The following is a 23,208-nucleotide window of genomic DNA, read 5'->3' on the forward strand; positions in this document are numbered from 1 at the left end:
TTATTATTTAGTATAAAATTATTACCGGTACCTGATAACGTGACATTGCCAAAGGTCAGATTACTCATATTACCTGTATTGAACGTGATATTTCCCAATAAATTCACGTCACCAAAATTACCAGCCGCATCATCCTTAATGGAAAAGCTTTTTGCAAGACTTGATGAATTCGATAGATTCCATCCTTTCACATCATAGATATCATTCGAACCCAGGGTGAAGTCGTTCGTATTCAAATCAGCAGTGACTGTTCCGGCCGTAAAAGCAACATTATTATTTAGTATAAAATTATTACCGGTACCTGATAACGTGACATTGCCACCACCTAAGTTAACCGATGCATTCGTTACAGCTGTAAATGATGTATTGCTACCCAGACTTATCCCAGTTCCTGTAATTGATCCTGAAACATTAAATTTGTTATTATCGCCAAGGGATATATTGCCAAACTCAAGATTATTCGCATTACCCGTATTGAAGGTGACATTTTTACCCAATAAATTTACATTACCAAAATTGCCGGTAGCTCCATTCCCGACAGTGAATGTTTTGGCAGGGCCTGACGTATTTGATAAATTCCAACCTCTTAGATCATAAAAATCATTCGAGCCTAGGATAAAATTGTTCGTATTCAAATCAGCAGTGACTGTTCCAGCCGTAAAAGTAACATTATCATTTAATTTAAAACTATTATTTTTATTCGATAACGTGACATTACCACTACCAAAATTAACCGATGCATTTGTTGCAGCTGTAAACGATGTATTGCTACCCAGGCTTATACCAGCTCCCTTGATTGATCCTGAAACATTAAATTTGTTATTATCGCCAAGGGATATATTGCCAAACTCAAGATTATTCGCATTACCCGTATTGAAAACCGTTTTATCAACCGTGGTTGTATCACCTATATATCCTGTAGCTCCATCCCCTAATGTTACCGTTCGGGATACATTAACATCAAAATTATGAACATCAAAATCAACATTTTTTCCTATCGTTAAAGAACCCCCGCGATAACCGATAATAATTCGGTCTGCAGAAATACCAGCATTATCACCGATAGTGAACGTTTCACCATTACCTATTAGCTGGATAGCACTCGCGACAATCCTACCTTCATTGCCAACAGAAATAATGCTTTTACTACCATTCTGAAGCAGCGTTTTTGCAGCGGATAAAATCCCCCCATTTCCTATAGTCAACAGCTGGTTTATTCCATCTATATTTAAATTGCCGTCAGTAGTTTCCAATAAAGATTGGCTCCCCAACATCACTGAATTTGCATTACCATTCAGATTGATGTCACCACTTATTGTCATTGAGGTTAGATTTCCGGCAGAAATCAATGATCTTGATGTAGGATGATTGGTTTCTGAACCAATCCCTCTAAAATCACCAAGATACATCCCGTTTCCTTGAATGCCGACATTATCACCAATATTTAACCGATCAAAGCTGCCATCAATGGTAATATCTTGGGTCAAGCTGACTTGATAACCGTCCCCAATATGAATCGACGCACTTGAATTATTCTGGTATATATAACTGGATCCGTTTATGGGAACTTCCAGATTTTCAATGTAATATCGACCCATACGAATGTACCCAGCATTCAGAACACCTCCCTGCAAATCGACATATCCCTGGTTTTCATTAATAACAATACCAGAACCCAAACTGATATTTGCCCCTGAGCCAATGACAACGCTATTATTTGAACCGACCTTGAATTCAGCCAGGGCATTACCATCACTGTCTATAAAATTTGAATTGGAAGTATCTTTTAAATAATGTCCCAGGGAAATTATATTCGCTTCAAGCGCAAGTCCTGTTCCAAACTGTAAAAGTGAATTACTGGCATCTAATCTTATCACACCATCCTCTGCAAAGGATGGAGCATTGGCCATCGGATACAAATTTTCATAACCTAGAGAAATATTGGCATCGTTACCGATAGACATATAGGCAGTACGGTACTTGGAATCCTCATCAATAATTCGGTCCATACTATTTTGACCATAACCGACTGATATTTCAGCCCCTGTTAAGGTCAAATTATCCCCCACTGTAACGGATGCCCCTGCCTCAGCTGCAAATATGCCGGCATTTCTGTTGGTAAGATGAATGACATTATCATCACCAATTATCAGCTGCGCCGCCTTCCCCGAAGCGGACAGATCCATATAACCGGCACCCATACCACCAGCAATGGTAAACCTGTTTCCCAAGCCAGTGGACATATACCCACCTGAACCGACAAACACACCACTTCCTGTATGGGCCCAACCATTGGATCCAACACTTATCTCTGTATCACTTCCAATTGTCATGGAGGCCAACATATAAACCCCCAATGTACCTCCGACATTAATCTTGTTATTATTGCCTACACGTGTCCAATTGGCTGGTTTATCGGGTCGAATATCACCAACAAGCCCCCAATTTCCATCAACATCCATTTTTACATGATTTTGGGTTGAAACAGCACCTGTTCTTTGATTTTCCATACCTGAACCAATGGATTGACCTGCATAGGATTTATCCGCCGCTCCACCCAAAAATCCATTAACACTTAGATATGACCCTTCATCTAGGATCAGCGATGCGGAACCCGTTGCACTTTTTTCATTATAACCTAATTGTAAATTTCCCGTTCCAAAGGCATCATATCCTGAACTGTTTGTGTCTCCCACATAAAGTTTGTTGCCAGCCCTCACTTCCATGGTTGCCTTGTTGTCACCCGCACTAACCATAACGCCGGTTTTATTCCAGATAATCATGTGTCCTGGACCATTCTGGGCACTGATCAAATTATCAATCTGGCTTAGAAATTTTTGCCCCCAATCCTGTTCTTTTATAAGTTTTCTAATGATGGGATTAGTGATATCTACCCCATTCTTTTTTAATAGATCCCTAAGCGTGGCTCCAACAACAAGTTGCAATCCATCGCCTATCAACAGGTCATTACCTTGACCCGGATCATTAATAACAATCCTGGATGAATCAGGATCAAGTGCGTTTGCAAACAAATCCCAGCCTTGTCCAGCCGCCGCTGCAATCGTGCTCATCATGTCGGTAGGATCTGTCATGGAAAATGTCAAAGATGTAAAATTAAAGGCAAATGTATTATCATTAAACCCATTAGGATCAGGTTCATAACCCGATCCCCATTCAGGATGCGCCTGAGATGGATCATATTCAATAGAGTTGCTTGTAGCACCGGGAATTGGCTGAAGCATGGCAAACGTTGACGTATGATCAAAACTTGAGGAAGAAATTAAGGAAGAAGTTGCTGAAGAATCGTCAGACTCGGGAACTGAATCTTCACCACTTCTCAATGTGGCTGCATCTTGTACACGTGTAGGCTGCATTAATTTCATCCTTAATTAAAGTCAATGGTATTTTTAAATATTGTTCAATTGATTAAATATGATTTAGTTAAATATATCTGGCATTATTCTCTTAAAATAACTTCCGCAAATTGAGGGATAGTCAAAGCTTTCCCCCCAATATTGACCAATTCAAAATATTCATTCCATTCACTTTCTTGAAAATGCCTAACTATATATGAAGTCAACTCATTAATTGGTACAGACCAAGTTACATAATATTCCGCATCCACTGCACGAGGAACTTTTCCTTCTATTTGACCAATAGCGATTAACTGGACCCGATTTTCACCTGCCAAGGTTGATAGACTTGAAATCATGCGTTGCAAAACTTGTTCTTTAATTGCCTTTGTAAGCTTTATCCATTTTTCCCTACCGGTAAAAACCTGGGTAAATACATAGGCCATAATATTTCCTTTTAATTCACCATTTTTATATAAAATCAGTTTCCTAATCTTTATATAAAAAATTTTTTAAATAAGATAAAAAATATGTAATTGATTCAATAAATAAAATTTATCTTTAATAATATCAATAAAAATACAAAGAATAAATCATTAATTTAATACGATTTATTTATTATTGATATAATTTAACGAATATTTATAAAATCTATTCTTTGATTTAATAATAATTTATTCGAAATATAAAATATAATAATAATTAAGAGCGTAATTTATAAATCATTACGATTTATTAATTACGCTCTTAATAACAATTGAAATAATAAAAAATAATTATTTGTAGAAATAAAATAATATTATTTAATTCTACAACCTCTATCAATCACATGATTATATCGATGCCAAACATGTGTTTCACCAAATAAACTGATCCCCATAAAACCGCGGATTTTTAATTGATCATGATCATCTATCCAGATTTTGGCATCATAAATTTTTTCATTTCGGGGATCTATAATTTTTCCTACCCAATATTTACTTTTTTCCTTACGTATAAAATTACGTAACATTAAAAAATTGCACTGGGAAGTTCCTTTAGAACTCACGGGAGCAACAGGTCCTTTATATTGCATCCCTACAAATTTACCACAAAGACCCTCACCACATTTATATATCTGAAAAACACCGTCTTCTGCCTTGGTTGTCCATAATCCAATTTCTGGCATGGATCTAGTTTCATTCAGATTTTGTGCGTAACTTTCATAAAAGGGACAACATAAGAACATTCCGCTTATTACAGCACCTAAGATCTTGGTTATAACTTTACTTTTATTTAACACTTGCTTAATTATCTCCATTTATTAATAAATAAATCAGTATTTATTGATTTATTTCAATAATGCATCAAGCTTCCCGGTCTCTTCCATCCTTAACAAATCATCACATCCACCCACTGACTGGCCATTTATAAAAATTTGCGGAACAGTAGTCTTACCCCCCGAACGTTTTATTGCCTCTTCTCGTTCTGCCGTACCTTTAGGAGCATTAATCTGATTGAATTTCACGCCTTTTGAATTCAAGAGCGTCAAAGCTTTTTGACAAAAAGGACATCCTGGTTGTGTATATATTTCAACTTTTGCCATAGTTTTTCTCCCAAAAACATTTAATTACAAATAATATATCTTATTTATGATAATCTATAATTTATAAACTATAAATGAATAATTTTATTTTCAGAAATAACTTACTTTTGCAATAACAACCACAAATATGCGTTTTACACCCGCTTCTAGTAATATTCTGCTACAGGCCATCAGGGTACTACCCGTGGTCATAACATCATCCACCAATATAATTGTCTTACCCTGAAGAATTTTTAAATAGACTGGATTAACCTGAAATGCATTTTCCAGTAAATCTTGTCGTTCCTGTTTATTCAAATGTCCCAAGGACTGTGTATCCCTAATTCTTTTCAAGGCCAATAATAAAAGGGGAATATTTGATCTTTTGGCCAATTTTTTTCCCAGCAGGGCCGATTGATTGTATTTTCTATGTCGCAAACGTTTCTTGTATAACGGAACAGGAATTATATATGAAGCATTATCAAAAAAGGGATTGGCAATATTCCAAATAGAACCTGCTAAAAAGTTCAAGCCATTCAACCGATCTGCATATTTTAAGGGTAAAATTAACTTTTTAATCCCTTCGTTATATACAAAAGCTGCCCGCCCCTTCTCCCATAAACATGGCTCTTCCCGACAACTCAAACAAAGATGATCCTCTCCCGCCTCTGAATCAGAAAGAAAAGGCGTTCCACATTGTTCACAACAAGGCTCCACAATAAATTCAAGCTGTTTGAAACAGTCAGAGCATAAATATCCAGATCGTTGAATATGAACATCGCATAAAATACAGCGTGGCGGAAATAAAAAATCAATTATATCAAGATAAGCTTTCGATAGCATTTTCTTAATATCATTATTCTCTAGTTCCCCATTACATGTAAAACCAGTTCTCGAATATGTGGCCTTTTTCTATGTTCAAACAAATAAACGGCCTGCCATGACCCTAAACTTAATTTCCGATCAATGACAGGAATAGACAAGGAGGTTTCGGTCAACATCGTTTTTAAATGGGCGGGCATATCGTCACTCCCCTCATCAGCATGCTGATAGGAGCGATTTTCTGGAACAAGATCATTAAAATAATTTAGAATATCACTTCTTACCGAAATATCCGTATTTTCCTGAACGATTAAAGAAGCTGATGTATGTTTACACCATATCGTTAACAGGCCAGTATTGATGGCTGATCGCAAAATCCAACTGGACAGGTCAGCCGTAATCATGGTTAATCCCTGACCTTGCGTTTTAACACTCAATTTACCAACCTGCTGTTTCATTCTTTATTTTAAAAACCCCACGATATATTCTGCTTCAGACACAATAGGATCAGCAATTGCTGATGCCTTTTCGGCACCCTCTTTCAAAATTGTCTGTAGATATTGTTTATCTGCCAACAATTTCTTTGTTTCCTCTCTGATTGGTGCAATTTTTTGAATTAAAAGATCCGACAATGCGGATTTAAAAGGACTAAATCCTTTTCCGCCAAAATCCTGGAGCACCTGTTTAATCGATTGCTTGGCTAAAACCGAATAAATTGACACTAAATTTAACGCCTCTAAACGATGTGACAACCCTTCCTGTTCAGACGGTAAGGGTTCAGAATCACTTTTTGCCCGTTTAATTTTATTCGTAATTACATCATCCTCATCCAGTAACTCAATCCTCCCCTGTTCGGAAGGATCCGATTTGGACATTTTTTTACTACCATCCCTTAAATTCATTACACGGGCGCTTGTTTTTGGAATAAATCCCTCGACAACAGGAAAGAAATCGGTTTTGTAATCATGATTGAATTTCTGGGCAATATCATTTGTTAATTCCAGATGTTGACGCTGATCCTCACCAACAGGTACACACGTTGCCCTATATGCCAAAATATCAGCGGCCATTAAATTAGGATAAACATACAATCCTACAGAATTGGCCTCCCTGTTTTTGCCCGCCTTATCTTTAAACTGTGTCATCCGGTTCATCCAGCCAATTCGCGCAACACAATTGAAAATCCACGCCAAACGCGCATGAGCGGATACAGCTGATTGATTAAATAAGATATGCTTGTTGGGATCAATACCAGCAGCCAATAAAACAGCCGTCTGTTCCAAAATCTGTTTTCGTAGGGATACGGGTTCCTGCCAAACCGTCAAGGCATGCATATCAACCAGGCAATAGATACATTCATTATCCTGTTGAATATCAACCCAGTACTGAATGGCCCCCAGATAATTTCCCAAATGCGGGATACCAGTTGGTTGAATTCCTGAAAATACGCGCTTACCTGACGGCTTGACACTCATAAATCACCTTAATCCTTTATTTATTAGTTATCCGGTTGGTTTTTGGTTACCCCAACAAGATGAATCTTAAAAATTAATGGGCTATTTGAAGGAATAATCCCCATAGATTTTTCTCCATACCCTAATTTAGGCGGAACATAAAGCTGCCAAACATCGCCAGGATGCATTTTAGGCAGGGCTTCCATCCAGCCAGGTATTAATCCCTCGACAGGCATTTGCATTAAACCACCACCATGCCGATCTGATGAATCAAATATGACACCGTCTGGCAAACGCCCTTCATATTCCGCCAAAATTAGATCCCCTGGAGCAGGAGAGGCTTCCTTAGGGTTTCCAGACTGGATAATACGGTAAGCCAATCCACTGGGTAATGTTTTCACTCCCGGTTCAGCCTCAACCTTTTGCATAAACTGTTCGGGGGTTAGTTGCTCCTTTTTACTACCGGCGCAAGCAACCAAGGGAATTGCCAAAACCGCAGGAACTATCCAAGAAAGCATCTTTTTCATTTTCAACTCCTGATAATTCAAATTTTACAAGGCACCGCCACGTCGACCTGCCTGTGCTCCCAAACGTAGTCGTAACGCATTTAATTTAATGAAGCCCTGTGCATCCATTTGATTATATGCACCTTCATCATCTTCAAATGTTACAACACGCATGTCATAGAGACTATTCGGACTTTCACGTCCCATCAAGATAATATTACCTTTATACAGCTTCAATTTTACACGACCGGTAACAGAATGCTGACTTTCATCAATCAGGGCCTGCAGCATTCGGCGCTCTGGTGAGAACCAAAAACCATTATAAATTAATTCCGCATAACGAGGCATGATACTATCCTTTAAATGCCCGGCCTCACGATCAAGAGTGATCGATTCCATGTTTCTATGGGCAAATAATAAGATCGTTCCACCCGGTGTTTCATAAATTCCACGGGATTTCATGCCAACAAAACGATTTTCAACCAGATCAAGACGCCCGATACCATTGGCCTTACCCAACTCGTTCAAACGGGCCAGTATAGTTGCCGGGGACATTACAATTCCATTAATCGCTACAGGATCACCAGCTTTGAAATCAATACTGATTTCAGTCGCCTTATCTGGAGCATCTTCCGGTGAAATTGTTCGCTGAAAAACAGCTTCATCAGGAGGAAGGGAAGGATCTTCCAAAATTTTCCCTTCCGAAGATGAATGTAAAAGATTGGCATCGACCGAAAAGGGAGCTTCCCCACGTTTGTCATGAGTAACCGGAATCTGATTTTCTTCAGCAAACTGCAATAAACGGGTACGAGAAGCGAGATCCCATTCACGCCAAGGCGAAATAACAGTGACATCGGGTTTTAATGCATAATAGGCCAGCTCAAATCGAACCTGGTCATTCCCTTTACCCGTTGCCCCATGCGCAACGGCATCAGCCCCCACCTGTTCGGCAATTTCAATTTGTCTTTTAGAAATAAGTGGACGCGCGATTGAGGTTCCCAATAAATATTGTCCTTCGTATAGCGTGTTGGCACGAAACATTGGAAAGACATAATCCCTTACGAATTCTTCACGCAAATCCTCGACAAAAATTTCTTTTACACCAAACATTTCCGCTTTTTTACGGGCTGGACCCAATTCTTCCCCTTGTCCCAAATCAGCCGTAAAGGTTACAACCTCACATTCATATGTTTTTTGTAACCACCGTAAAATAACAGAAGTATCCAACCCTCCCGAATAGGCCAGAACAACTTTTTTTACATTCTTATGTGCCATACCGCTTACTTTTCATATCAAAATTCTACAATTATGATCGGTTATATCATCAATATAAAGCTTTTTAAATCATCATTCTTTGCTAGAACCCTAAAATTAAAATTTTAAAAAAAATATATTATGAATAAAAATGTATATTTAATAACTATTTGATTTATATAACTTAAATTATTACAACTATTGTTCAATAATAAATAGATCAATAAATTTAAAATTATGCAGAACTTTTTCTTATTCTAAAAAAATTAACAATCAGATTTTTTTCATATAATCTAAAAAATTAAATTCCAAAATAAAAATTTTATTTTCAATTAAATTAAACAATCTTTCCCAAGTTTTTCAAAATTTTACAATTTTATATTATTCGTAAATTAAAACTGATTCTATTTATTCCGCAACGCTTCTTCCAAAGACATTTTGAATTGACCAGGTTTTAAAGGTTGAGGTTGTGACGCGTCGGGAGACCAACCTGTTAAAATGGCAAAATTTATATCAACTTTAATAGGTTTAAAAGTTTCCAAACGTGCAATAAATTCGGCAAATAAAGTTTTTTTTGCAAAATAAGCCTGATGCATTTGCAAGGAATTTGTTTCCCCTGCCCAACGCAGATCCCGAAATAAAGCCAATGAAGAGCGATAAACAATTTCAATCGCCTCCTTATCAATGGTGGGTAAGGCAAAACCAGCCCGTTGCATCAAACTTGCACATGATCTTAAATCAGGTAATGGAGAAATATGCGGCAAAACAGCACCACAATATTCCATTTCAACTTCAGCCATTACGGTTCGTAATAAAGAAAGAGTCGGAAGTATAGGAATTGCCGCCAGGAAAAGACCATCAGGTTTCAAAATTCTTCGAATTTGTAATAAAGTACCAGGCAAATCATTAACCCAATGCAAGTTAAAATTCGCAATAACCAGATCAAAGCATCCTGATTTAAAAGGCAAGAATTCTTCATCCATACAGATTTTCGAATTTACATTCATTGAGACCAAATCTGCCGACAAATCTGCCGATATCACCTTTATTTTTCTATTTTTTAAGTAGGAAGAAACATACCCTCGCCCTCCGATTTCCAAGGCAAATTCAAAGGAACGATTTATATCGTCAAGTCGTTCCAATAACCGATCCGTACATTGTTGAAAGATATCCTGTATTTCAAAATGATATAAAACAGATCTATCTCGATGCAATTTCAGAAGAGAACGGTTAAATAATAATGGAACATTCATGGCATATATCATTTGATAGATAACAAAAAGGATACAATCGCTAGACTGTATCCTTTTTATAAAAAAATAGAAACCAGTTAAAATTCTAATCTCAATTTATTCTTCTGGAAATTCCACACCAGAAGCCTTCAACTGGGCTTTTAAAGCATTTTTCAATCGCTCCAATCCCTCATCAGATGTACTCTCCGCTCGTGCCACTAAAGCAGCTTGAGTGTTGGAAGCCCTTAAAAGCCACCATCCATCTTCTGTATTCACCCTTACACCATCAATCGTCACGACATTGGCCTTCTCTTCCTTTAACCGTTCAGCCACTTCACGGACAACGGTGAATTTACGCTCATCGGAACAATCAAAACGAATTTCAGGAGTAGAAATTGCTTTGGGTAAAGACTCTGTTACTTCTGATAAAGGACCCTTTAACCGGGCGACAATATCAAGCGTTCTGACTGCAACGTATAATGCGTCGTCAAACCCGTACCATTTATCTGCAAAGAAAATATGACCAGACATTTCCCCACCGAGAACAGCCTTTGATTCAGCCATTTTGGCCTTGATCAAGGAATGTCCAGTACACCACATCAAAGGATTTCCACCCGCTTTTTGAATTTCATCAAAAAGAATTTTGCTTGCTTTAACATCGGCAACAATCGTTGCCCCTTGATTGCTCGCAAGAATATCACGACTAAAAATAACCATAAGCTGATCACCCCAAAGGATATTACCTTTGTCATCAATCACGCCAATACGATCGGCATCACCATCAAACGCAATACCAATATCAGCCTTGCGATTGATCACCTCTTTCTGAAGCTGAACAAGGTTTTTGGGAACAGTAGGGTCTGGACTATGAGCGGGAAAATCGCCATCTATCGTTCCATTCAGAACAATATGTTCACCGGGCAACTTCTGAACCAAACGGGTTAGAATATCACCAGCAGCCCCATTACTGTTATCCCAGACAACACGTAATTTCCGTTCAGTTCCCCCAAAATCTTCCAAAAGCCGATTAATATAATCTTCTGAAACATCAACCTTGCGAACCGTACCATTACCCTCTGGAACCACATCACCAGCCGCAACCTGTGCCCCTAAATCCTGAATCTGCTTACCAAAAAACGGTTTGCCACCCAGCATGAATTTCATCCCATTATATTCTTTGGGATTATGACTGGCCGTAACCATAACAGCACCATCAGCCTGCATAACTGTTGAAGCAAAATAGAGCATTGGGGTCGGACCACGACCGATACGGACAACTTCCAAACCGCTTTTCTTTAATCCATTTACCAGAGCGGCCTCTAAATCAGGCGAACTAACCCGACCATCATAACCAACAACAACTTTTTTTCCATTTTTCCTTGCGACCAAACTGCCAAAGGACCGTCCGATCGCATAGGCATCCTCGACAAAAAAAGTCTGTTCATAAATGCCGCGAATATCATATTCTCGCAGGATTGTCGAATTAATTACACGTTGATGTTCCATTATTTAACCTCTTCATGGGCATATTTCTGTATTATCTTACGCATGGCCGGAGCTAGGTCGGGACGTTTCAAAGCAAAGGCAACCTGAGCTTCTAGAAATCCAGATTTGCTTCCACAATCATACCGAACCCCATTATATCTCAACCCATGAAAAGGCATTTGTCCAATCAATTTTTCCATAGAATCTGTCAATTGAACTTCATTTCCTGCACCTTTTTCCATTTTAGAAAGATATTTCATAATTTCAGGTGACAAAATATAACGTCCAATAATTGAAAGATTAGAGGGAGCCTGTTCAGGCTCCGGCTTTTCTACAACCCCGGAAATCGTGACCAGTTTTCCATCATCCTTTTCAATATCCACAATACCGTAACTGGATGTCTTTTCACGAGGAACCTCGGTAACAGCGACAACGTTTCCACCATATTCATTATAAACTTCAACCATTTGCGCCAAACATCCTGGCGCTGCCATAATCAAATCATCCGGTAATAAAATGGCAAATGGATCATCGCCAACAAATGTACGAGCACACCATATTGCATGCCCCAACCCTAATGGAGACTGCTGACGCAAAGCGGTTAAAGAACCTGCCTCAATACTAGATGGATGGAGAGCCTCCAGAGACTCTTTTTTACCTCTTTGTCGCAGTGTATCCTCAAGCTCATAAGCAACATCAAAATAATCAATTAGAGAATCTTTTCCTCGACCTGTAATCAGACAAAACTGTTCAATTCCTGCCGCACGCGCCTCATCCAGTGCATATTGAATCAATGGACGATCAACAACAGGCAACATTTCTTTTGGCATTGATTTGGTTGCGGGCAAGAAACGTGTTCCTAAGCCAGCGACAGGTAATACAGCTTTTTTTAAAGGTTTAATCACAGAACTCTACCTTGAAATTTAATAATAAAAAACAAATATGTTAATGTCTAATTTAGAACAAAACAAATATTATTTCACAATTTGATAAGAATATGTAAAAATTATGACAAGAAGGCCACATTCTAAACGCGGAATTCCCTTTTAATTAAATACCTATATGTGAATCTTAATCAAATTATGTCTAATAATTACGGGTAATAATGCTACCATAATAAAACTAAATTTTAACAGAAAAATTTGTTTTTTCAAACTTCCCAGAAATGATTGCTATTACAAATATATCGAATTAAATTTATCTTGATAATATTTAAATATAATGTGAATCAAAAAAAACCAAAGATGAATAAAATACACATCTTTGGAAGATTATACTTAATTAAAAAACCATTACTATTTAAATAACTTAAATTATTTTTAAATAATATTTATTTAAAAAAGCTTAAATAATTTAAATATACTTTCTTTTTACAGCTAATCTATCGTGAAAACAATATATGGAATAAAATCCTGGATATATTTTGCCAATTTTTTGGTCATATGAAGAAAATCATATTTTATAAAATTTATATTAGTTCATGTGTATAATTTTATTACACAATTTATCAGCTTCCACTTGATCAATTTATTTTATTTCATTTTGTTAATATTAATGTATACTTTCCTAAATTTGTCATTATTATTCATAATGTTAAAAAAGGGTTTATAACAAGGTCACTTTATAAATGCCAGAATTAATCAAAAAAACGATTTTCCTAAGTCATATTACAGAAGAAAAAGAACTTACAAGTATATTTCAACAATTAATCGAAGACAGTTTTTTTGGACAAGTCCATGTTTTCACGTCCAGTTTCTCCATAAAACCGGGTCAAAGATGGTTTGATGAAATTGAAGAAAATTTAAAAAATAGTGCCATCATGATTGTATTTTGCAGTCCCAAAAGTATTCAACGTCCCTGGATCAGTTTTGAATGTGGGGCAGGATAGCAAAAAAATATCAATGTTATTCCACTTTGTCACTCTGGATTAACCGTTGACACCTTACCGAGCCCATTAAATTTGCTTGAGGGCGGCAACATTTCAGATAAGAATAAGATAACAGATATATTTGAGATCATTAAAAATGAAATCGGCTTTAACCGTTTACCTATCATAGACTTCGATTCATTATTTAAAAAAATAAATGAATTTGAAAATAAATATCTTCCAGCAAATAATAAAAATACGATAGATCTACCTCAACGAAGCCCGTTGTCTTCTATAATTTCAAAAATATTATTGGAAATCAAAAAAATAAATCCCGGTTTTTTTGAAAGACTCAAAACAATGTATAAAGATCCAAAAATGGGATTAACGCTTCCCCCGGTTCCTTTAATTTATTATAGCTACAAATCTTTAAAATGCCACTTGTACGAATTACGCAAACACGACAATAACTTTCATTTCAATTATAATGTACCATCTCATTCAGGCACATTTAACCCTTACGGAAATCTAATTCTAACTGTTTCCCCTGAAGTTAAACAATTAATTGTAGAATTATAATTTTTATATTTTATCCAAAATTTTAATGCGTGTTTTACAAGCAATCGCAAATATGCAATTTTTGATGAAAAAATAAAGAGTGAAAAAATGGATCTCACTCTTTTATACACAGTAAATTCAGTAATCTTGAACAAGATTACAATATTTTCCTAATATTGCAATCAAATTTATTGTTTTTTTCTTAATGATTGGCGAATGGCAATAGCTGTCAGATTCACGATACCTCGTGCCGTTGTATTTTCCGTAAGAACATGAAGCGGCTTTGTTGTGCCAAGCGTTATAGGACCAATCTGCAGTCCATTTCCAACCACACGACTCAAGGAAAATCCAATATTTGCCGCATCAAGACTGGGCATAATTAACAAATTGGCATTTCCTCTCAAGGGTGAATCATCAATTAATCTCGAACGCAAGGTTTCACTTAACGCAGCATCACCCTGCATTTCCCCGTCAATTTCCAATGAAGGATTCTTTTCACGTATTATGGCCAGGGCTTTTTTCATTTTTAATGCTGATTCAGATTTTCCCGTTCCAAAAGAAGAATAAGATAATAAAGCGGCTCTTGGTACCATACCAAACATAGATACCATTTCAGAAGCCAATAAAGTTAATTCAGCAATTTCCTCAGCCGTAGGGTCCAGATGTAAATAAGTATCCCCCATAAAAAGCGCTACATTTGACTGAATCATAGCAGAAATAGTATGGAATTCCTTTACTCCATCCTGTTTGGGGATAATATTTTTCAATGTCTTAAAATGACGATACCATTCACCAAATCCACCAACAAGTGCTGCATCAACATGACCCTCCCTTAAAAGCATCGCTGCTAGAATTGATTTTCTTCTATAGAGCTGTTCATACGCCAAAGACGGAGGAACACCCGTTCTTTCAACCAATCTCTGATAAGGTTTTTCCAGTGTTTGCAAAAATGCGTTATCCTTTTGGGGGTCATAAACTGTTAAATCCTTACCAATTTTTAAGCTTAACCCCAATTGAGTAATTTTTTCATGAATCCTTTTCTGATCTCCAATAACATAAGGTAAAACCATCTGTTCATTAACCATAGTTTGAATAGCACGTAAAACCCTATCATTTTCGCCTTCAGAAAAGACAACCTTTTGCAGTCCTTTATGTTGATGAACAGCTGCAAATACAGGTTGCATAACCTGACTGGTTCTGAACACAAATTGCATCAGATGCTCCAGATATCCATTAAAATCATCAATCGGACGTAAGGCAACCCCTGTTTGCATGGCCGCTTTTGCAACCGCTGGCGCAATTTCCAAAATTAATCGCGGATCAAAAGGTTTTGGCAAAATATATTCAGGACCAAAGGCAGGTGCCTGACCGCCATAAGCGGCCACGACAACCTCATTGGCTTCTTGTGTCGCCAGATTTGCTAATGCATAAGCGGCGGCTTTTTTCATCTCCTCGTTTATTTCGGTTGCCCCAACATCTAGGGCTCCGCGAAATATAAAAGGGAAACATAAAACATTATTAACCTGATTTGGATGATCAGAACGACCTGTTGCCATAATCGCATCTGATCGAATACTGCCAACCTCTTCTGGAGTGATTTCAGGTTCCGGATTTGCCAATGCCAGAATCAAAGGATTGGATGCCATTTTTGCCACCCATTCTTTTTTCAGAACTCCAGCCACAGAAACACCAAGAAAAATATCCGCACCCGCTATAACATCCTCCAAACGGCGAGCCTGCGTGTCTTTGGCATAACGTGCCATATTTTCTGGCATATTTGGATCGCGGCCTTGCCACACCACTCCATCAATATCCGTTAAAATGACATTTTCAGGTTTTAATCCCAGAGTTACCAATAAATTTACACATGCAATAGCTGCCGCCCCAGCCCCAGAAGTGACCAATTTAACGTCTTCAATTTTCTTATTCTGAATTCGCAAGGCATTAATGGTAGCCGCACTTACGACAATCGCCGTTCCATGTTGATCATCATGAAAAACCGGAATATTCATTCTGGATTTTAGATTCTGTTCAATAATAAAACATTCAGGCGCCTTGATATCCTCCAAATTAATTCCGCCAAAAGTTGGCTCAAGCGCCGCGACAACATTACAGAAATGTTCCGGATCATTGGCATCAACTTCGATATCAAAAACATCAATACCAGCAAATTTCTTGAATAAAACCGCCTTGCCCTCCATAACGGGTTTTCCCGCCAAGGGCCCGATGTTTCCCAACCCCAAAACAGCCGTACCATTGGAAATAACCCCAACCAGGTTACTTTTGGCCGTGTATTTGCTAGCCAAACTAGGATCCCTTTTAATTTCCAAACATGGTGCCGCCACCCCTGGGGAATAGGCTAAGGACAAATCAGTTTGAGTCGCCATTCTTTTTGTTGGTGTTATTGTTAATTTCCCTGGTGTTGGATATTCATGATAATCCAACGCATCTTGCTTAAATTTATGATCCATAATTTCCTCTTCATTGCAATCATGACATTTTTACAAATAAATCTTTGTAAAATTGGTAAAATTATATATCAAAGGCAAATGAAAAGAAAATAGGTTCTATATTCAAGTCGCAACAAGAATGTGGTGCGACCGAGAAGACTCGAACTTCCACGGGGTATTTCCCCACAAGCACCTCAAGCTTGCGCGTCTACCATTCCGCCACGGTCGCACGGGATTGATTTTCATAATTCAATCCAATATGCTTTCTCTATAACCGATGAAAGAGTTTCTAGCAATGGCTATCACACCAATATTTTTGCAAAAAAGCAAAAAAGTTGTTCCCTATCCCACCGCAATTCAATGGATGAAAAATTACGTTCAAAAAATATTTGATGGGAAAGCGGCAGAATGCCTATGGTTTTTGGAGCATCCTCCGCTTTACACTGCGGGAACATCGGCAAAAGAGAGCGATTTGTTCAATCCACAGAATTTTCCTGTTTTTCATACTAATCGGGGTGGACAATGGACTTACCATGGTCCAGGAATGCGAATCATCTATGTAATGATGGATTTACGTAAACCCCATCCCACTTTTCCCGATCATGATATTCGCGCATTCATTCACAAACTTGAAGACTGGATCATTCTCACCCTTCAACAATTCAATATCGCAGCAGAAAAAAAAGAAGGGCGTGTCGGATTATGGGTTACCGATCCTGTTACAAAAAAAGAGAAAAAAATTGCCGCAATTGGAATTAAGCTATCCCATTGGATCAGCTGGCATGGAATTGCGTTGAATATTAATCCCAAACTGGAAAATTATTCCGGAATAGTCCCCTGTGGATTGAAGGAATATGGAATTACGAGCATGCATGAACTAGGAATTAATACTTCATTTGATACGATAGACCAAGTCCTCTGTCAAGCCTGGCAGCAAGTGTTTGTCTATTCTTTAAAATTGCGGTCACCACCTTCTGACCTTATGGTTGATCAGGATAGTTAAAATAATTATTTTTAACACTTAAACCCATATGAACATTTGAAATATTCATGATCGTTTGCCGTTTACGCACATCTATAGCTTGCATCTGATCAAGGGTTAACTGACCATTTACATCTTGAAACCGTAGAGTTAACAAACCTTGGGATGGATTATCCCCGCTTGCCAATGAAATTTGCAAAGCCTGTGTTCCCTTTTGTATTGCCGTTACAAGAATGGGTGATGATAAATGAACAGGGCTATTTAGCATTAATCCCAAAGGGTTTCTTGCCAATCCAATATGTGTAACAGAATGATCGTCAAAATTTTTTGCCACCATTTTTTTACCCTTTGCAACAACAATCATTGTGGAAGGGGTTTCATAATTTAAACGTAATTTTCCAGGTACATAAACGATACGTCCTTCAGATTGATTACCATTTGACCAAATTTGCGTGAATTGTCCCTCAAATCCCCTTGGATCGTTCAGGGCACTTTCAACCCTTGAAATTGAAACGAGCTCGCAAGTAGGTCTTGCTTTCTGATTAACCTGACATGCCATTAATATAAACGGAAAAAGCAATATTATTTTTTTGCATATCCCATTCATGATTTTATCTATTCTCATCGCCTTACCTCTTTATATCAAGATGATTAATTCTATATCAGAATTATAAAATATCTTTAATATGCCCTTTGAATTATAACCGTTTTTTGGAATATAATTCATTTTTCCCCAATTCTTGTGATATTCTTCCAAGAACAATGTTCCTTACTTTTCTATTCTATTTCTTATGAAATCAAAATACTTATGATGTTTAAAAAGAAATGGGCAACCATGTTTGATCCCAACAATGCAAAAACAACACCGCACCGTTATTGTGACATGCCAGGATGCAGAGAACCAGCAGAATATCGGGCACCAAAATCCCGTCACCAGTTACATGACTATTATTGGTTCTGTTTTAGCCATATTCGGGAATATAACAAAAACTGGGATTATTTCAGGGGAATGAATACTGCGCAAATAGAGGAACACATGCGTTCCGCCGCTGTATGGGATAAACCTTCGTGGAAGCTTGGTAGATTAGGGAAAAAAAATCTTTTAAATGAGCAATCATTCCATGATCCACTACGGCTTTTTCAAAAAACCAGAACAAAAACACATCATGATACCGGACAGAAACCCAATATCCCCCAAGAATTACAAAAAGCTTTGCAATTACTGGAAATTAGCTGGCCACTTTCGTTGGTCAGTTTAAAAAAAAGATATACCAAGCTTGCCCGTAAATATCATCCTGATACAAATGGTGGTGACGCGGATTTGGAAGAAAAATTTAAAAAGATTAATGCAGCTTATTCCCTACTCCGAACATATTTGACAAATATGATTGAAGCAAAATAAAAAATCATTTAGATCATTAAAATAACTCTTCTACACAGGATAATTTCTATGTCCAGATCAACTTCAAACCTAACTAATCCCGATAAAACCGATTTACCTGACATTTCTATGTTATCAAAACCAGATAAATTGTTTAACGTAAGAAAAACATTTGATATTGATCTTGATATGGAGGTCAAGGGATTTTCAAAAAAAACCTCACTGGTTCCCGATCTGGATCCAAACTATTTTTTTGATCTAGATACCACTCATGCCATTCTTGCAGGATTTCAATATAATCGACGGGTCATGATACAGGGATTTCATGGTACGGGAAAATCCTCCCATATCGAACAAATCGCTGCCCGCCTGAACTGGCCATGTATTCGCATCAATCTCGATAGCCATATTTCCCGTATTGACTTGATTGGAAAGGATGCCATCATCCTAAAGGACGGAAAACAAGTTACACAATTTCAAGAGGGTTTACTTCCATGGGCTTTAGAGCATCCATGTGCACTTATTTTTGATGAATATGATGCTGGCCGTCCTGATGTTATGTTTGTCATTCAACGTGTGCTTGAAACAGAAGGCAAACTGACCTTGCTGGATCAAAATCGAGTTATCCGCCCTGATCCATCCTTTCGTCTTTTTGCAACCGCAAACACCATTGGATTGGGAGATACGACCGGGCTGTATCATGGCACTCAACAAATCAATCAGGGTCAAATGGATCGCTGGAATATTGTTGCCGCACTGAATTATTTACCCCCTCCACAAGAAATTAAAATAATCATGGCAAAAATGAATTTACAGCCTCAGGACGCAGAAACAAAAAAACAGATTGAATCAATGGTAGCATTGGCCAATTTAACCCGAATTGGATTTGCCGAAGGGGAACTGTCTACTGTAATGTCTCCTCGCACTGTCATCAGCTGGGCTGAAAACTATACAATCTTTCATGATCTTGCATTGTCTTTCCGCCTAACCTTCCTAAATAAATGCGACCTGTCAGAACACGGAATTGTAGCAGAATATTACCAACGCTGTTTTAATGTTGACCTTTTAACAACCGATCCTAAAACGGTTTAAACAATATTGAATTATCCGATTTAACAAGAGGATTATAATGCCTAAAAATCAGAAGAACAGACAGACTGATTTACTCAATTTTCAAACCGCTTATAATCCTGAACGTTTCAAACAAGCCCTGATTGGTACCATACATACTTTAAGTGGTTATACGGCAACCAATATCAATTTCTGTTCAAGCACGGTCAACAATCGTCAATATCAATCCAAAAACAATAAGGAAAACGTGTATCTTCCACAACCACCAGAAATACAAGATGCAAAAACCCTGCAATTCATTAGGGGACAAGCTGATGCACTGGCCCTATATCTAAAATATCATGATAATGATCTTCCTTCACCACCAGACTTAACATCAGGGGATGCTCAAAATAGTTTCAATGCCCTGGAACAAGTCCGTGTGGAGGCATTAGGAAGCAAGAAGATGGCAGGGGTTGCCGCCAATCTGCAGGCAGTTATGGAACATAACAGTCATATAGAAGGGCATGCAAGGATGAACAAGGCGGAACAATTATCTCCTGCAAAAGCTCTTTCTTTACTTGTTTATGAAACATTGACTGGAAAAACAGTACCAACAGCATCTCGTAAAATTCTGCAATTATGGCGCAATCAATTAACACCCCAGGGTGAAAAAGCTCTCAAGGCCATGAAAGAGGCTTTGACTGACCAAGATCATTATGCACAAGCTACCAAACAATTGCTTCAAGCCTATCGTTTACTAGAAGGAGAAGAGGAAAAATCCGATAATGGCAAGGAAGAATCCTCTCAAGATACCGCGGATCAAAACAAAGATAGCAATCCAGATTACCCTGAAGAAAAACAAGAACAGCAAGAAAGCGAACTTGAACAGCAATTTTCACAAATTCCCCTGAATATGGAGGATCAAGAAAAACCGGATTCAACCATGGGAAGTGATAAATCTGAAAAAGCTGGTGGCCCCTCACAACAACCTCCGGATACTTTAGCTGATGTTGAAGATGCATCCTATCACATTTACACAAAATTATTTGATGAGGTAGTTACCGCTGAACAGATTTGCGACGTAAACGAGCTAGACTTCCTAAGAAACCAGCTTGATCAACAATTACAGGAAATACAAAATATCATATCCAAGCTGGCCAATCGTTTACAACGCAAATTGATGTCGCAACAAATCAGAAGCTGGAATTTTGATCAGGAGGAAGGACTTCTCGATGCCAGCAAATTAACAAGAATAATCACCAACCCAACCAATTCTCTGAGCTTTAAACAAGAAAAATCAACCGGTTTTAAAGACACGATTGTAACACTGTTAATCGATAATTCTGGATCCATGCGAGGGCGCCCTATTTCCATTGCGGCAATGTGTGGAGATATTCTGGCCAGAACTCTTGAACGTTGTTCCGTTAAGGTAGAAATCCTCGGTTTTACAACCCAGACCTGGAAAGGTGGACGCAGTCGTGAAAAATGGTTGGCTGACAAACGTCCCCAGAATCCAGGACGGTTAAATGATTTACGCCATATTATTTATAAAGCTGCCGACCAGCCATGGCGACGAGCCAAACGTAATTTAGGCCTTATGCTCAAGGATGGCTTGTTAAAAGAGAATATTGATGGAGAGGCACTTTTTTGGGCATGGCAAAGACTTAAAACCCGTGTAGAAAAACGTAAAATTTTAATGGTTATTTCTGATGGAGCGCCAGTTGATGATAGCACTTTATCGACGAATGGATCGGAATATCTTGAAAATCATCTTAAACGCATGATTCGCAAAATCGAAAATCGTGCTGAAATCGAGCTTGTAGCCATTGGAATTGGGCATGATGTAACACGTTACTACAAACATGCCGTGACAATCACCAAGGCAGAAGAATTGGGGGGAACAATGATTCACGAACTCACCAAACTATTTGATGAAAAAGACAAAATTCAATCTAAATAATTTTCAACCCCTTCATTAATACTCAAGAAAACCGGAGTATTAATGAATACGATCAGGATAACCCTTGCACAAACTGGGAAATTCTTTGACAGGCCTCTTCAAGAACGACATCATCAGCGGCATAAGCTATACGCAAGTAGGGACTTAAACCAAACGCTGATCCGGGAACAACCGCAACATAAGTCTCTTCCAATAATGCTTCAGCAAAATCCTGATCATTGGCAATCAACCTTCCCTGAGCTGTTTTTTTTCCAATACAGCCGGCAATACCTGGATATATATAAAAGGCCCCCTGTGGAATATTACAGCTTATACCATTCATTGCTGAAAAGGCGGCCGTCATTTTTTTACGACGTCGATCATAAGCCAGTTTCATTGATTCAACTTCTTTTTGCGCATATTGCAAAGCCGCAGTAGCAGCTGCCTGACTGACACTGCAGGCACCAGAGGTTGAATTGCTTTGAATTTTAAGCATCGCTCTAATCAAACGCTTTACCCCACCGGCATAGCCTATACGCCAACCTGGCATTGCAAAAGTTTTAGAAACCCCATTCGCCGTTAAAATACGATCTTTTAATTCTGGTGCCAAAGCCGCCAATGAATGATGGCGTTGCCCGTCAAAAATCAGATGTTCGTAAATTTCATCAGCAAAAATCCATATCTGAGGATTAATCCTCAATACCTCAACCAATGCCAGCAAGTCTTCTTTTGTCCAGACAGCACCAGTTGGATTGCTGGGGGAATTCAAAATCAGCCATTTGGTCCTAGGCGTAATAGCGGCTTTTAATTGCCTTGCCTTTAAGACAAAATTATCTTTTTCAGGACAAACAACATGAACCGGATTCCCTCCCAGAAATCGTACCATAATTGGATAACTAGTCCAATAGGGTGCCGGAATAATGACCTCATCTTCCGGATCTAAAGTCGCCATCAAGGCATTGAACAAAATCTGTTTAACCCCATTTGCAACCATAATTTCGTCCAATGCATAATCGACACCATTTTCTTCCTTGAATTTTTTTTGTATGGCCTTTTTCAACGATAAAAAACCGTCGATAGGAGGATACTTCGTTTTTCCTTCCAAAGCCGCCTGATAACCTCCCTCAATAGCTATTTTGGGTGTTAAAAAATCAGGCTGTCCCAGGGCCAGGGAAATAACATTTTTTCCTTCTGCTTTCAGAACCCTTGCCCGCATTGACATCGCGATGGTTGCAGGAGCCTCAAACCCGCTCATTCTTGAGGCAAGAGCGGGTTCAATTGCAATTTCCTCATTATTCATAACCAATA

At 38.1% G+C, this 23,208-nt stretch carries 21 protein-coding genes and 1 tRNA gene; 6 read left to right on the forward strand and 16 right to left on the reverse strand.

What is annotated here, in order from left to right; genetic code table 11:
* The 12 genes from H3R33_RS08510 to galU all read right to left on the reverse strand — a co-directional run.
* A partial coding sequence (locus H3R33_RS08510; protein WP_198198904.1) for a hypothetical protein occupies nucleotides 1-3,374 on the reverse strand: 3,374 nt, incomplete at its 3' end.
* A gap of 83 nt (nucleotides 3,375-3,457) precedes the next feature.
* Nucleotides 3,458-3,799, reverse strand: a complete 342-nt coding sequence (locus H3R33_RS08515; RefSeq protein ID WP_155564880.1) for a DUF6616 family protein — start codon at nucleotides 3,797-3,799, stop codon at nucleotides 3,458-3,460.
* A 353-nt stretch (nucleotides 3,800-4,152) separates the two neighbouring features.
* Nucleotides 4,153-4,635, reverse strand: coding sequence for a DUF2147 domain-containing protein (locus H3R33_RS08520; RefSeq protein WP_198185434.1), 483 nt, complete (start codon nucleotides 4,633-4,635; stop codon nucleotides 4,153-4,155).
* 48 nt (nucleotides 4,636-4,683) lie between these two features.
* Entirely contained in the window at nucleotides 4,684-4,938 is a 255-nt protein-coding gene (gene grxC / locus H3R33_RS08525; RefSeq protein WP_155564878.1) for a glutaredoxin 3, read from the reverse strand.
* Between the two features lie 90 nt (nucleotides 4,939-5,028).
* On the reverse strand, nucleotides 5,029-5,760 hold the full coding sequence (locus tag H3R33_RS08530) for a ComF family protein (protein WP_198185435.1): 732 nt from the start codon (nucleotides 5,758-5,760) through the stop codon (nucleotides 5,029-5,031).
* 20 nt (nucleotides 5,761-5,780) lie between these two features.
* The gene (locus H3R33_RS08535; protein WP_122122895.1) at nucleotides 5,781-6,197 is read right to left on the reverse strand and encodes a secondary thiamine-phosphate synthase enzyme YjbQ; all 417 of its coding nucleotides are present in this window, start codon (nucleotides 6,195-6,197) and stop codon (nucleotides 5,781-5,783) included.
* Nucleotides 6,198-6,200: 3 nt separating this feature from the next.
* On the reverse strand, nucleotides 6,201-7,214 hold the full coding sequence (gene trpS / locus H3R33_RS08540) for a tryptophan--tRNA ligase (RefSeq protein WP_198185436.1): 1,014 nt from the start codon (nucleotides 7,212-7,214) through the stop codon (nucleotides 6,201-6,203).
* A 23-nt stretch (nucleotides 7,215-7,237) separates the two neighbouring features.
* Nucleotides 7,238-7,720 (reverse strand): FKBP-type peptidyl-prolyl cis-trans isomerase, encoded by a 483-nt coding sequence (locus tag H3R33_RS08545; RefSeq protein ID WP_110439519.1) that lies wholly within the window; start codon nucleotides 7,718-7,720, stop codon nucleotides 7,238-7,240.
* A 24-nt stretch (nucleotides 7,721-7,744) separates the two neighbouring features.
* Entirely contained in the window at nucleotides 7,745-8,974 is a 1,230-nt protein-coding gene (locus H3R33_RS08550; RefSeq protein ID WP_198185437.1) for an argininosuccinate synthase, read from the reverse strand.
* Nucleotides 8,975-9,357: 383 nt separating this feature from the next.
* The gene (locus H3R33_RS08555) at nucleotides 9,358-10,206 is read right to left on the reverse strand and encodes a methyltransferase domain-containing protein (protein WP_155567580.1); all 849 of its coding nucleotides are present in this window, start codon (nucleotides 10,204-10,206) and stop codon (nucleotides 9,358-9,360) included.
* A gap of 96 nt (nucleotides 10,207-10,302) precedes the next feature.
* Nucleotides 10,303-11,691: a phosphoglucomutase/phosphomannomutase PgmG gene (gene pgmG, locus H3R33_RS08560; protein ID WP_198185438.1), complete on the reverse strand. Its 1,389-nt coding sequence runs from the start codon at nucleotides 11,689-11,691 to the stop codon at nucleotides 10,303-10,305.
* Nucleotides 11,691-12,575 (reverse strand): UTP--glucose-1-phosphate uridylyltransferase GalU, encoded by an 885-nt coding sequence (galU, locus tag H3R33_RS08565; RefSeq protein WP_198185439.1) that lies wholly within the window; start codon nucleotides 12,573-12,575, stop codon nucleotides 11,691-11,693. The genes pgmG and galU overlap by 1 nt, the downstream gene beginning before the upstream one ends.
* Before the next feature lie 722 nt (nucleotides 12,576-13,297).
* On the opposite strand from galU, the gene H3R33_RS08570 reads away from it, so the two are divergent.
* Together H3R33_RS08570 and H3R33_RS08575 are read left to right on the forward strand one after the other, a co-directional pair.
* Nucleotides 13,298-13,558 (forward strand): toll/interleukin-1 receptor domain-containing protein, encoded by a 261-nt coding sequence (locus H3R33_RS08570; RefSeq protein ID WP_198185440.1) that lies wholly within the window; start codon nucleotides 13,298-13,300, stop codon nucleotides 13,556-13,558.
* A 72-nt stretch (nucleotides 13,559-13,630) separates the two neighbouring features.
* The gene (locus tag H3R33_RS08575) at nucleotides 13,631-14,116 is read left to right on the forward strand and encodes a hypothetical protein (RefSeq protein ID WP_198185441.1); all 486 of its coding nucleotides are present in this window, start codon (nucleotides 13,631-13,633) and stop codon (nucleotides 14,114-14,116) included.
* 167 nt (nucleotides 14,117-14,283) lie between these two features.
* Here H3R33_RS08575 and H3R33_RS08580 read toward each other — a convergent pair whose 3' ends face one another.
* Together H3R33_RS08580 and H3R33_RS08585 are read right to left on the reverse strand one after the other, a co-directional pair.
* On the reverse strand, nucleotides 14,284-16,566 hold the full coding sequence (locus H3R33_RS08580) for an NADP-dependent malic enzyme (protein WP_198185442.1): 2,283 nt from the start codon (nucleotides 16,564-16,566) through the stop codon (nucleotides 14,284-14,286).
* Between the two features lie 121 nt (nucleotides 16,567-16,687).
* Nucleotides 16,688-16,774 (reverse strand) — tRNA-Leu (locus tag H3R33_RS08585).
* Nucleotides 16,775-16,840: 66 nt separating this feature from the next.
* Here H3R33_RS08585 and lipB point away from each other — a divergent pair.
* Nucleotides 16,841-17,548 carry a lipoyl(octanoyl) transferase LipB gene (lipB, locus tag H3R33_RS08590; protein WP_110439513.1) on the forward strand — a complete coding sequence of 236 codons (708 nt, stop codon included), beginning with the start codon at nucleotides 16,841-16,843 and terminating at the stop codon, nucleotides 17,546-17,548.
* Here lipB and H3R33_RS08595 read toward each other — a convergent pair.
* Nucleotides 17,526-18,152: an outer membrane lipoprotein carrier protein LolA gene (locus tag H3R33_RS08595; RefSeq protein ID WP_198185443.1), complete on the reverse strand. Its 627-nt coding sequence runs from the start codon at nucleotides 18,150-18,152 to the stop codon at nucleotides 17,526-17,528. The genes lipB and H3R33_RS08595 overlap by 23 nt on opposite strands.
* 183 nt (nucleotides 18,153-18,335) lie before the next feature.
* On the opposite strand from H3R33_RS08595, the gene H3R33_RS08600 reads away from it, so the two are divergent.
* The 3 genes from H3R33_RS08600 to H3R33_RS08610 are packed head-to-tail and all read left to right on the forward strand — an operon-like array spanning nucleotide 18,336 to nucleotide 21,921.
* Nucleotides 18,336-18,929 (forward strand): J domain-containing protein, encoded by a 594-nt coding sequence (locus H3R33_RS08600; protein ID WP_155568765.1) that lies wholly within the window; start codon nucleotides 18,336-18,338, stop codon nucleotides 18,927-18,929.
* 48 nt (nucleotides 18,930-18,977) lie between these two features.
* Complete coding sequence (locus tag H3R33_RS08605) at nucleotides 18,978-20,000, forward strand: AAA family ATPase (protein WP_198185444.1); 1,023 nt, start codon at nucleotides 18,978-18,980, stop codon at nucleotides 19,998-20,000.
* 37 nt (nucleotides 20,001-20,037) lie between these two features.
* The gene (locus H3R33_RS08610; RefSeq protein WP_198185445.1) at nucleotides 20,038-21,921 is read left to right on the forward strand and encodes a cobaltochelatase CobT-related protein; all 1,884 of its coding nucleotides are present in this window, start codon (nucleotides 20,038-20,040) and stop codon (nucleotides 21,919-21,921) included.
* Nucleotides 21,922-21,973: 52 nt separating this feature from the next.
* Here the strand turns inward: H3R33_RS08610 and H3R33_RS08615 are convergent, their stop codons facing one another.
* Nucleotides 21,974-23,200: a pyridoxal phosphate-dependent aminotransferase gene (locus H3R33_RS08615; protein WP_155579952.1), complete on the reverse strand. Its 1,227-nt coding sequence runs from the start codon at nucleotides 23,198-23,200 to the stop codon at nucleotides 21,974-21,976.
* Between the last annotated feature and the right edge of the window lie 8 nt (nucleotides 23,201-23,208).

This window comes from Commensalibacter sp. B14384M2, assembly GCF_016101865.1.
Taxonomy (GTDB): Bacteria; Pseudomonadota; Alphaproteobacteria; order Acetobacterales; family Acetobacteraceae; genus Commensalibacter; species Commensalibacter melissae.